This is a genomic window from Acinetobacter sp. (assembly GCF_045628685.1).
GTDB lineage: Bacteria > Pseudomonadota > Gammaproteobacteria > Pseudomonadales > Moraxellaceae > Acinetobacter.
Map to the genome: position 1 here is coordinate 1 of NZ_JAZQPV010000052.1, position 11,506 is coordinate 11,506.

At 39.4% G+C, this 11,506-nt stretch carries 9 protein-coding genes and 3 pseudogenes; 3 read left to right on the forward strand and 9 right to left on the reverse strand.

Annotated features, from left to right (window positions below):
* Positions 1-172, forward strand: a pseudogene (locus ACKI4H_RS06595) (hypothetical protein); the annotation flags it as partial.
* Positions 173-1,309: 1,137 nt separating this feature from the next.
* Positions 1,310-1,618 (forward strand): acid-activated periplasmic chaperone HdeA, encoded by a 309-nt coding sequence (gene hdeA / locus ACKI4H_RS06600; protein ID WP_407304641.1) that lies wholly within the window; start codon positions 1,310-1,312, stop codon positions 1,616-1,618.
* 148 nt (positions 1,619-1,766) lie between these two features.
* Here hdeA and ACKI4H_RS06605 read toward each other — a convergent pair.
* The 9 genes and pseudogenes from ACKI4H_RS06605 to ACKI4H_RS06645 all read right to left on the reverse strand — a co-directional run.
* A pseudogene (locus ACKI4H_RS06605) lies at positions 1,767-2,003 on the reverse strand (ISNCY family transposase); the annotation flags it as partial.
* Between the two features lie 27 nt (positions 2,004-2,030).
* Positions 2,031-2,313, reverse strand: a pseudogene (locus ACKI4H_RS06610) (ISNCY family transposase); the annotation flags it as partial.
* A gap of 314 nt (positions 2,314-2,627) precedes the next feature.
* Entirely contained in the window at positions 2,628-3,914 is a 1,287-nt protein-coding gene (locus tag ACKI4H_RS06615) for an MSMEG_0569 family flavin-dependent oxidoreductase (protein WP_407304643.1), read from the reverse strand.
* Positions 3,915-3,925: 11 nt separating this feature from the next.
* A complete protein-coding gene (locus tag ACKI4H_RS06620; RefSeq protein WP_407304645.1) occupies positions 3,926-4,219 on the reverse strand; it encodes an MSMEG_0570 family nitrogen starvation response protein in 294 nt (97 codons plus the stop codon).
* Positions 4,207-5,256: a sll0787 family AIR synthase-like protein gene (locus ACKI4H_RS06625; RefSeq protein WP_407304646.1), complete on the reverse strand. Its 1,050-nt coding sequence runs from the start codon at positions 5,254-5,256 to the stop codon at positions 4,207-4,209. Before ACKI4H_RS06625 ends, ACKI4H_RS06620 begins: the two co-directional genes overlap by 13 nt.
* A complete protein-coding gene (locus ACKI4H_RS06630; protein WP_407304648.1) occupies positions 5,257-5,856 on the reverse strand; it encodes an MSMEG_0567/Sll0786 family nitrogen starvation N-acetyltransferase in 600 nt (199 codons plus the stop codon).
* Positions 5,857-5,867: 11 nt separating this feature from the next.
* Positions 5,868-6,947 (reverse strand): MSMEG_0568 family radical SAM protein, encoded by a 1,080-nt coding sequence (locus tag ACKI4H_RS06635; protein WP_407304651.1) that lies wholly within the window; start codon positions 6,945-6,947, stop codon positions 5,868-5,870.
* Between the two features lie 48 nt (positions 6,948-6,995).
* On the reverse strand, positions 6,996-8,003 hold the full coding sequence (locus tag ACKI4H_RS06640) for a Nit6803 family nitrilase (RefSeq protein ID WP_407304652.1): 1,008 nt from the start codon (positions 8,001-8,003) through the stop codon (positions 6,996-6,998).
* 33 nt (positions 8,004-8,036) lie between these two features.
* Positions 8,037-8,519 (reverse strand): MSMEG_0572/Sll0783 family nitrogen starvation response protein, encoded by a 483-nt coding sequence (locus ACKI4H_RS06645; RefSeq protein ID WP_407304653.1) that lies wholly within the window; start codon positions 8,517-8,519, stop codon positions 8,037-8,039.
* Between the two features lie 225 nt (positions 8,520-8,744).
* Here ACKI4H_RS06645 and ACKI4H_RS06650 point away from each other — a divergent pair, with 225 nt between their 5' ends.
* Entirely contained in the window at positions 8,745-10,667 is a 1,923-nt protein-coding gene (locus ACKI4H_RS06650) for a sigma 54-interacting transcriptional regulator (RefSeq protein WP_407304655.1), read from the forward strand.
* Positions 10,668-11,506: the final 839 nt, after the last annotated feature.

Below are 11,506 nucleotides of genomic sequence, written 5' to 3' on the forward strand. Positions count from 1 at the left end.
GGTCAATCCGAATGGGGGTGCGATTGCAGTGGGTCATCCGCTGGGTGCATCGGGTGCACGTCTGGTGACAACTGCGCTGAACCAGCTGGAGCAAACCGGTGGTCAATATGCGCTGTGTTCAATGTGTATCGGTGTCGGGCAGGGGATTGCACTGATTATCAGTCGAAAATAAAATAGATCAACAAATGATCTCTATGTTCGGTAGAGATCATTATTATTGAATGTATTTACATGCTGAACAGAACAGACTTTAGGTTTCCCAACCGGCTGGTAAATCTGGTAGTACACTTTCTATTACTAAGATGATCGCTTTGAGAAGCTATCTCCACATTGTTTAAATGCTTAGTATTTTTCCTTTTTTTCATTGGAAAATTTGAATGTTTATACAATCCTTGCCTCATTATTATTGTTTTAGAATAGAGATAACTTCTCTCATTCCATTAACGAAAGCGCTCAATATACTTCATCAAGGGATTTAGGACATAATCCTGTTTTCAGCTGCCGATATTTTACTGGGTGCTCTGCATGAGTGCGCAGGTTTGCTTTAATTTGACTACCGCAACAAAAACATAAAACGTACACCAATGCATTAAAATCCCGTAATTTACCTTTTATTTAATGCAATAACTGTTATATAAACCCTTAAAAAATATATACTTAAAAATAAATCAGCCTTTAATATATTGAATTCTGTAATTTTTCACCAATGAAATTGATTATTTTTTGATCAAATTTAAAATTTTATCAATATTTTCGGACCCCACAGCGCAAAAATTATCCCCAATTTCTGGGGATAACTCTGGGACAATTTTTAGTCAGCCTGATCTGGGTTTTCTCCCCCTTAATTCTGATCTGGTATTTCTAGGCGTTCTTGGCCTATTTCTTATGATCGAAAGACAGAGACAGGAAATCGAAATCCCACTGAATAAGAGGGGGCTAATATAAGGGTTTCCGCTACACACCCTCAAGATGAAGGCCTGCCGTTTCAGCGCAATCCGCTGCTATACCTTTATCGAACTCATAGGCTTATGACAAATGATGGCATTTGCAGAGGGGGTTGATTACATCGAGATGTTTTACAAGCGGATTATAGGCACTATTCCCATCTCGACAGAATGAGCCCAGCAGTATTTGATGCAGCTTAAAAATAAGCAATCTTATGTCCAAAATATGAGAAGCAGTTCATTAAAAAACGAGATACATATTATTAATATACATTTTCTGAGCATCGAGTAATTATACAAATAAGATTATAGTTAAATAATTATAATCTAAAATAATTTCAAAATACCCCAAGAGATTGATTAAAATGAAAAAATTATCTATCGTTATTTTGTCTTGTGTAGCATTAACTCCAATGTTTGTAAATGCTGCTTCCACTAAAAAACCGGTAAATAGCTGGACCTGTGAGGACTTTCTTGCGTTAAGTGCAACTTACCAGCCAACCGCTGTCGGAGTGACCATAGCTTTAAATATGAATAATAAAGGTGTAGAAAATCAAATTATAGACACACAAGGTATTGAAAAAGTTACCCCTATTATTATTGAAGAGTGTAAAAAAGATAAAAAACAAAGCTTTAGGCAGCGACTAGCTAAAGAGTGGGCTAAAATAAAATAAGGCTTCGCTAAATATTTTTACAATTTTAAAAAACAGCAATTATATTTATTTGCTGTTTTTTGATCGCTCATTTCTAATTGGAGTTTACAACTGCGGTTATTCCCAAGTAGAAATGTCTATGTGATAAACCATTTAAAATGTCCTGTTTTTAACAACAAGAGTCAAGCATAGGATTTGATTTTCTTTGGTCAATAATGCTCTTTTGAGCTTTACTACTTAGCATACTTTTCTTGGCCAGAGAATGCTTATTCTGTTTCTCCAACTCTTCATGCTGTTGCTGAATATACACCAAGATAGAACCTCAACTCTTGTTCTCAACCACTTCTCGTTGATTGATCTGACTTAATTTATCGAAGATGCTGTAGTTGAGCTTTCGTCCCTCATAGGTCGTCTCATCCAGCGACGAACTGTGAACTGTTTCTACCGGGATATTCAGGTCAAACATGCTGCTGAGCTTCTCAGAGGCCAAGGTGGGTCCAAAGCCCAGCAGATGTTCAGAAATAATGGAAAGGCACTTTGATTTTAATAACTCATCATGGCGATGATGGCCAGGTTGGCCACGACTGGCATGCACCATACCTGAAACACCATCTTGATTGAGCTTCTACAATAACCGGGTAATTTGAGGGGTTGGAAAGACTCAGGATTTCAGCGGCACAGATCTGGGTAATACGATGATCTCGAACGTCTTGCAGAACTGCAAGACGTCTATATTTATATCCAGCCCATGATGGTGAAAAGCATCATAAACCAGACATTTTTATTGGTGAGAATATAGACACTTTAAATGGGTTCTAACAACATGATTTCGTATAATATTGATTATGTTAAATTGAGTACAGGATACTTTAAGTTCATTAATATTGATATAGACTAATGATTACCCCTTTGGACTGTCAAGCCTTATATTGCTGAAACTGTTCATAGACTTTAATCACCGCCCCAAAAAGAAAGACCGTATTGAATAATACGGTCAAATTTTAATGAAATCGTGAATGTATGCTTAATTTTAAGCAATCATCTCCGCATATTTTTCCTTAAATGCATTATGACGTTGAATAATATGCTGGGATAAATATTGTGAATCCTGATCAATACCAAGGAAACGCCCTGATCCCCACGTATATAACCATGGCAAGCCAATAAAGCTGACATCTGGATCAATGGTGATGCCACGGTCATGTTTTGGATATCCACTGTTTTCGAATATATCCAAATCTATCCATGAATAATCGGGTACAAAGCCGATGCACCAAATGATAGAAGTAATATTTTCTTTCGCTACATTAATCTCAGTCCGTTCTTCTTCGGGTTGCCAAACTGGCGTATACACGCTGACAGGTTCGGCTGTTGTAATATCATTTTTCTCAATATAAGCATCAATCGATGCATTAATACGGTTATAAGTCGCATCCGCTTGATCTAGATTCTGTACAAGATTAGGTTGAAATTTCAGAGTCCCATTTTCATAGTCAGAAAAGCGTCCAAATAACTGCATTCCATTAAGTGCAAATTTACGTAGATCAATATCCCGACCTCTATCACGTCCAGTTACATAATGATTGGTGCTCTTACGGACTTCTTCACTATAGCGATGGTCTTTCACGGTCGTTTCGTAATAGCCCATATCATGCAACCACTTAACTACGTCCTTGCCACGATAAAAGCGTGCACAACGCGGTGCGTCACCAATCGACAGATAGACTTGTTTCCCAGCCAAATGTAAGTCTTCTGCAATCTGTGCTCCGGATTGACCGGACCCTACAACCAATACATTCCCTTCAGGTAATTGATCAGCATTAAAATACTGCTCTGAATGAATCGTATAAACATGTTCTGGTAATTTTGAACTGAGCTTTGGATAAATAGGCGTGTGATACCCCCCCGCAGCAATCACCACCTGATTCGCTGTCGTTTCACCAATGCTTGTCTGAATGTGATAATGCTGTTCTGCAATCTTGGTAATCTGCTCCACATTGACATTCAAAATGGCAGGTGGATTGAGCTTTTCAATAAACCCATCCAGATATTCAACAATTTCATCTCGCTTCATAAAACCATCAGGATCATTGCCATGATAAGGATGGTTTGGCAATAAACACTGCCAGTTTGGTGTCACTAAGGTAAAGTTGTCCCAGCGTTTTTTACGCCAGCTGTGTGTTAGACAATCTTCTTTTTCTAATACAATATGATCGATCTTCGCTTGTTTAAGATAATGGCTGACTGACAAGCCAGCTTGCCCACCACCGACAATGACGACATCATAATGTGATTTTAATGTTGATGATTGCAACATAGTGATTTCCTCTAGTCGATGTTATAAATATCTGTGATTTCAATCGTATCTTCAGGCTTTAAAGAGTATGTCTTGGCCTGTTCCTGAATACGGTTGAGCGTTTCCATTGCCGAGCTACAGGCAAAACCATAACGAGCACGTACCCGTTCGGAAGCTGCCTGCAGGGCTTGTTCAGACTGCTTTAAAAACTCTTGCCCAGCCCATTGCTGACCTTTCTGAAAATATTCATAGACTATAGTGCTAGGTGAATAAAAGTTACTGCTTTGACCATTTGGCCATTTGACTATGAAATTTACGCTTGGCATACGCTGAGCTCCGCTTGTCTATAATCCTGTTGATCTCTTTGAAAATATTGAATCTGTTCTGCATAGCACAAACCAGTAAAGAGTTGCTGTTGGAAATCCCAAAAATCTGCGTTAACACCTTTGCTGCTTACTTGGACTTTAGCGGTTGCATTGACTTCCCCAATGATTCTGCAGTGCAGATTTTGTGCCTCAAAAAGCGCTATAATCTCCTCGCACTCCGCTTCATCTGCAGTGATTAAGAATCCATAGCTTGGGAAGATTTGTAGCCAATGCTGCCAATCTACATCTTGCGGCTTATTAACCTGATCAAGCTGAATATCCGCACCACATCCAGATGCTTCCAGCAACATCAGTAAACTGCCAAGAATGCCAGCATTGCTGATATCACGTGCAGCATAGGCCAATCCCAATTCTGCCAGCTGTGGAAGGACTTCAAGTTCTGCCTGAAGTTTGCTTCCTTCTACACCTTCAAAGCATTTCCAATACGTGGTGTCAGGATGGAACTGACCTTTCATATTCAGGGCCAACAAGATCTTTTGTTGAGGTTGGACATGCATGACCGACAAAAGTCGATTTGCCTCACCCTGAATGGCAACTGAAAGTGCGGGCTGAAAATTTGGATCAATGTGAGTATGTCCACCCACCAATGGCACTGCATATCGTTGACAGGCATCTTGCATACCTCTTATGAGTTCTTGAGCCTGTTCAGTACTGCGATGCCAAAAACTATTAACGACTGATGTCGCTCTACCACCCATGGCGCTAATGTCACTGATATTGGCCATGACTGCTGACCAACCAGCAAAATAAGGATGATGTTCAACAAAACTTGGAATCATGCCTTCACACGCATGCAGCATATACCCATGATCTGTTTCAATTGCAGCAGTATCATCTCCTGGTAAAGCATACAGATCTGTCATGGTTTCGATATTTGGTAGTGTACTTTTAAGCCCTTGAGCAATATTCATTTTGGACTGCATAGCCGGAGTTTGTCTGAGATGTGCAACTAACCGTTCGAGTTCTAATTGAGTCATTTATACCTCCTGCATTGCATATGAATGCTGCATGTAAGCCTGACTAATATTGCTCAATGGATAATGTGCAAGGTCAGCCTGCATTAACACATGTGGAATATTGGCAACCTGAATATTTTTCTGGCTTTGCCAACACAGCTTTTGGAAATACACTTCATTTTGCTGTTGTACCGTTGCAAGAAATCGTCTGCAACCCAAGTTTTTTGCTGTTGAAACAGCAGCATTGATTAAGGCTTTGCCAATAGCGCGATGATGGCGATATAACGGATCAACGCAGAGTCGACCGCCCCACCAAGTATGTTCACCTTCAGGGAAAATTCGTACCGCTCCAATCACCCGATCCGGTTCACCAAACATCTGCCCAATCGCAACAATACCAAACGCTTTAAAATCATATTCATCGCGATCTTCTTTCAAGAGTTGCTGTTCATCACGAAATGTTGATTCACGCAAACGGTAATATTGACGCCGCTCCCAGTCTTCAGTGACAATTTTGATCACGATATCTGCACTGATAAATTCGTCAGCTAAATACTGTTTTAGATTCTGGTTTACAGCCTTAAGCCATGAGTTTTGTGAAAGATCATCATCTAGATACATAGCTGTCCTTCCTATTCATAAGCTTTTAGCGATGAGCACGCACCACATTTGGCGCAGCCTGCCTGAGTATCTTCAGATTTCAAGTTATGCTGCTTGAGCTGTGCTCCAATTTTTGGATAAAGCATCTGCATAAAGCTAGGTTCAGGTTTAGGATGATGTTCGAGTGGCGTACCTTGAATCGGAACAAAAGGCACGACAAAGGGATAGACGCCTATTTCAGTCAGTTTGGCCGTCATTGCTAGAATTTCTTCTTCAGTATCACCTAGTCCGGCTAAAATATAAGTACTAACCTGACCTCGACCAAAAACTTCAACAGCAGCTCTAAATGCAGCAAAATATTTATCCAGTGAAACTTCAGCTTTGCCCGGCATAATCTGATGTCGTATACGGTCACTGACGGCTTCTAAATGCATACCAATGGATACGGCACCTGCATGTTTTAACTTTGAAAACCAGCTGAAATCATCAGGTGGTTCACATTGAACCTGAATGGGTAAATTGACCGCTGCACGAATTGCAGTCACAGAGTCAAATAAAATTTCAGCGCCACGATCCGAGGTGCTAGGTGTTCCCGTCGTTAAGATCATTTGGCTAATACCATCGAGCTCGACCGCTGCTTTAGCCACTTCAGCGAGTTGTTCAGGCCATTTTCGAATTAAAGTACGCCCATCCTTGAGAGATTGATCAATTGAGCAGAATTGGCAAGCGGTTTCCTTATCATTCATACGAATGCAATGCTGTAACACCGTTGTAGCTAGAACATCGTGACTATGTAAGGTTGCAATTTGTTCATAAGGAATACCTTCCGCCGTTTTTAAATCATAAAACTTTGGTCGTTTCGGTGCAGTCAATGTGGCAACTGGTATCTTATTTTTAAAGATAATGACATTGTCTGAATCGTGATCCTGCTGTGCGGTATAAGGAGAATTCTGCGCTGCGAGATTCAACACAGGAATCATCATGGTTTGTCCATTTTGACTGAGTGCTTTATGGTCGCTTGGGCCAGCGCCACCTTTACGCGCAAGACCCACGTCACCTTTCCATTTCAGTCCATTGCATTGCAGGTCACTGAGTAATTCAACTGCTGACATGGCAAAACTCCTTACACTTAATATTTAATTCATCTTCAAATTTAACGTCTATACTTTGCTCAGCTGCTCTTCTGTAGACTCTGTAAAGTTACTTATTTTTTCTTGTGCGGTTGATAAATGGGCTGCTGGATATTCATGTAATACCTGAGTTTCGCGACGATCGATTAGAAGGCTCAATAATTCAGGGCGACTGTAATGCCCGACTGAGTCCATCATGCGTTTGCGTTTATCGATCAAGCTAAAATCCAGATCGGCGATGACATAACCTTCACCATCAGTTAATGGTGCGGTTAAAAACTTGCCTTCTGGTGAAACGATTGCAGTAAAACAACCACCAGAGATTGGACCCAATTCACAGCCAGTATCTTGCATAATTTGTTGCTGTTGTTCTGGTGTTAACCATGCAGTGGCATTGACCACGAAGCAACCGGATTCCAATGCATGATGTTGAATAGTTGCAGATATTTGATCTGCAAAAACTTGTCCTACCAATGAACCAGGGAACATCGCAGCATGAATTTGTTCACCATCTGCCATGAGTGCAAAACGTGCCAGTGGGTTGTAATGCTCCCAACATGCCAATGAACCAATACGTCCAACGGCTGAATCGATGGCACGTAGACCACTGCCGTCACCTTGCCCCCATACCATACGTTCATGATATGTTGGGGTAATTTTGCGACGATGCTGAATAATGCTGCCATCTGTATCAAATAAAAGTTGGGCGTTATAAATCGTACCACCGGCACGTTCATTTATCCCAATTGACACCACCATTTGCGCGGCACGACATGCAGCACCAATCAGATCAGTCGCTTCTGATGGTACAATGACCGATTCGTTAAGCAATTTAAGATGCTCTTTGCCCATTGCAAACGGTGGTTGAACAAAGGAAAAATAAGGGTAGTAAGGCACCACTGTCTCTGGAAAAACTGCAAATTGCACACCTTGCTGTCCAAGTTCAGCAATCAGATCGCAGATCTTTTTGACTGTACCCGCTTGACTATAAAGAACAGGACTACACTGAACGGCTGCAGCTTTTATGATTCGACTCATGGTTTTATTCCCCTATTTTTCCTAATGTTTGAATTACACTGTCCAAGTATCGATAATTAGTGCGTTATCACGACGCATCAGTAATTTGAGATCCATAACATCCAAAGGATTGATCGGACGAATACCTGGCATTAATGCTTTTTCAGTTTGACCATACAGTGCTTGTAGCGCGAAGCGGCAGGCATAAACTTCACCACCTTCTTCCATAAATGCTTTGAGTTGATTATTGACTGCTAGATGACCTGGGAATGCTTCAGCACCCAAAGTTGGGAAGCCGCGTTGTACACCTAACTGTACGCCTGGACCGTACAATAAAATTTTGGTTTCAAACCCTTTACGCAATAAGCGTTTCGCCTGTAAAACGTTGACCAAACCAATCGAACCTTCAAATGCCATGGTGTGGAATGTCACTAATGCTTTTTCACCCGGCTGTGCTTTTACATCTTCAAAAACTTTCTCTTCATAGTCGACTAGGAAATCGCCATCTTTATACTGTTCGATATCTACTTTTGGCATAACGTGCTCCGATAAGATGAGTTAAACAACCTTGATTGGTTTGTTGTAGATATTGCTAAAGCCGTGCCATATTTGGATAAAAACCTAAATAAAAATATAAATATTTGTTTTTATGTTAAAAAATAATTTAAAAAAATATATTTAATGGTTTATGAAAAGATTTTACAATTACGAAACTTCGTATTATTATGAAATTTCATAGCATTAACTACGAAAATTCATACCATGACAGCAGACTTTATTTCAGGTTGGGCACATTCTGAAGATTCATTAAGACCTTTAGTTTTTGAACACGCCTCTCAGGCACTGATGGTCATTGATCCTAAAGAAAACCGATTTATTGATTTGAATATTGCTGCTGGTCGTTTGCTACGTTATGAACGTCATGAATTACTCAATAAAAATGTGACGTCAATTTTTGGCCACTTTACTCAATTGCCCTACCTCATTGCATTTACTGAAGAGATTTTGAATAAAGGTCAGGCGTGGAATAATGAAATTTATGCTTTTGATCATCATGGTGAAAAAATCCAGTTAGATGTTCAAGGTGTCCATTTCCCCTATCAGCATCATCAATACATAATTTGGTCATTGGTTGATGTGAAGGATTTGGAGCTGCGCCAATTTAATAAAAATGCAGACAAAGCGATACGTGCGGGTTTAATGGAGTGGCAAGCATTACAAGAGCTCTTCATTGATTCAGATACAGGCAAGCATCTGTTACTCAGCTCTGTAGGTGATGGGATCTACAGTATTAACCATCAAGGTCAGTGTACTTTTATCAATCCAGTCGGTGCCAAAATGCTTGGCCTCAAACCAGATGATGTCATTGGAAAGAATATTCACCAGATTCACCACCACACCCATGAAGATGGTCGACATTACCCCGTCGAGCAATGTCCAATTTATGCAGCGGTACATGATGGTGTGGTGCATCAAGGCATTCAGGAAGTATTTTGGCGAGTGGATGGAAGTAATTTCCCTGTAGAGTTCACTAGTACGCCTATTATCCGTGATAGTGAAATTATTGGCGCTGTGGTGGTATTCCGTGATATTTCTGAGCGTTTAAATACAGAAGCGAAATTGACTCAAGCACTAACTGAATTACAAAGTCTGAAAAGTCGCTTAGAACAGCAAAATGAGTATTTGCAAGAAGAGATTTTACAAGACAATCAATATCATGAGATTGTTGGAAATAGCAGTTCAATTCGAGAAATTATTGAAAAAATCAAGGTCGTTGCGCAAACCGATGCAAACGTAATGATCTATGGCGAGTCTGGTACAGGTAAGGAATTGATCGCTCGTGCTATTCATCAGTCCAGTCATCGTAAGCAGCAACCTCTAATTCGGGTTAACTGTGCTGCGATTCCAGCCGAGCTATTTGAAAGTGAATTTTTTGGTCATGTTAAAGGTGCTTTTACAGGCGCGGTTCGTGATCGTGCTGGTCGTTTCGAGCTCGCAGATCAAGGAACTTTGTTTCTAGATGAAATTGGTGAAATTCCATTAGAGCTACAAAGTAAGTTACTTCGTGTATTGCAGGAAGGTACTTTTGAACGCGTAGGTGAAGAAAGAACGCGTAAAGTAAATGTAAGGATCATTGCTGCGACCAACCGCAATCTTAAAGAAGAAGCTCGACAAAAACGTTTCCGTGAAGATCTGTATTTCCGCCTGAATGTATTCCCCATCTTCGCTCCTGCGTTACGTGAACGGAAAGAAGATATTCCGCTTTTGGTCAGTCACTTTAGCAAATTGATCTGTGAGCAACGTAAAGTACCTTATCTTTCATTCAGTCAGAAGCATATTCAAGAACTACAGCGCTATAACTGGCCGGGTAATATTCGTGAACTACAAAATATTCTAGAACGCGCGATGATTACTGCACGTCACGGTAGCGTATCTTTTCAATATTTATTAGAACAAGAAACTCAGCCAGATGATCAAACGATGCAAACGAATGAAATTGTAGAGCACATTACATCAAAAATTCTTAGCATTGAAGATCTTAAACAATTGGAAATTGAAAACCTAAAACGTGCTGTCCAGAATTGTGAGGGAAAAATTTTTGGTGAAGATGGTGCTGCTAAATTACTAGGAATTAATCCGACAACTTTGATTTCAAAATTGAAAAAATTAGGGATTAGCTATTAATTTTTCTCAGACCTCTGCGTTGACCTCGTAGAGGTCTGAGAATTTCCACTTTTTAACTCTTAAAATATTAAATTTAATAAGTTCATGAACCAGAAAAATTTAAATATTAAAATTATATTTACAAGTGTATGATTTTATTATTTATTATATAAATATTTATTATGAAGTTGACTTTAGGTAAACATAAGTTAAATGCTATCTTGTATTAACATATGAATTAAGAATCATTTCTTGCAATTTCTAAGAAGTCCTTTTTAAGCTGTTCAAGTTCTTCATAAACTTTTTTATCAAGTTTAGGCCTAATTTTCTCAAACTTCACTTTAAGTAGATCTAAGCTTCTTAATAACATTTTATAAATAAGTTTTTTTCGGCCTAAATCATCTGTTGTCTTAAAACTTGTCGGATCAACTCTTAATCAAAAATCCATATTTTAGCGTTTAATAGAATAATAGATACGTTCTTCAAAACTATCCATCCCCATTATAATTGAAATGCATTTCTATTTATTTATCGGAATATCATAAGACTTATTTTGAAGTTGAGCATTTAAGGCATCTTCAACTGCATTACGTGTTTTAGATTCCTGTAGAATTTGCTTTTCACTTAAAAATTCTTTACTTAATTCAGCACTTAACTATACTTCCATCAATATAACCTATTAATATTTTAGTAAAAAGAATAAAAAAACCCCGACATCCTAATCTGCACCCCGAAAGTTGGACACTCTCAGTCTAATTTGAAGGGTGCTTTTTAATGGCTAAATATTCTCAAGAATTCAAATTGAAAGTTGTTGAACATTACCTGTCTGGTCACGGTGACTCAGTGACGGGGCAACTTTT

Bases quoted from the DNA above. Each gene is read 5' to 3' on its own strand.
- ACKI4H_RS06640 (WP_407304652.1), bottom strand. From the start codon at position 8,003: ATGAGTCGAATCATAAAAGCTGCAGCCGTTCAGTGTAGTCCTGTTCTT.
- ACKI4H_RS06635 (WP_407304651.1), bottom strand. From the start codon at position 6,947: ATGTCAGCAGTTGAATTACTCAGTGACCTGCAATGCAATGGACTGAAA.
- ACKI4H_RS06630 (WP_407304648.1), bottom strand. From the start codon at position 5,856: ATGTATCTAGATGATGATCTTTCACAAAACTCATGGCTTAAGGCTGTA.
- ACKI4H_RS06615 (WP_407304643.1), bottom strand. From the start codon at position 3,914: ATGTTGCAATCATCAACATTAAAATCACATTATGATGTCGTCATTGTC.
- ACKI4H_RS06620 (WP_407304645.1), bottom strand. From the start codon at position 4,219: ATGCCAAGCGTAAATTTCATAGTCAAATGGCCAAATGGTCAAAGCAGT.
- ACKI4H_RS06645 (WP_407304653.1), bottom strand. From the start codon at position 8,519: ATGCCAAAAGTAGATATCGAACAGTATAAAGATGGCGATTTCCTAGTC.
- ACKI4H_RS06625 (WP_407304646.1), bottom strand. From the start codon at position 5,256: ATGACTCAATTAGAACTCGAACGGTTAGTTGCACATCTCAGACAAACT.
- ACKI4H_RS06650 (WP_407304655.1), top strand. From the start codon at position 8,745: ATGACAGCAGACTTTATTTCAGGTTGGGCACATTCTGAAGATTCATTA.
- hdeA (WP_407304641.1), top strand. From the start codon at position 1,310: ATGAAAAAATTATCTATCGTTATTTTGTCTTGTGTAGCATTAACTCCA.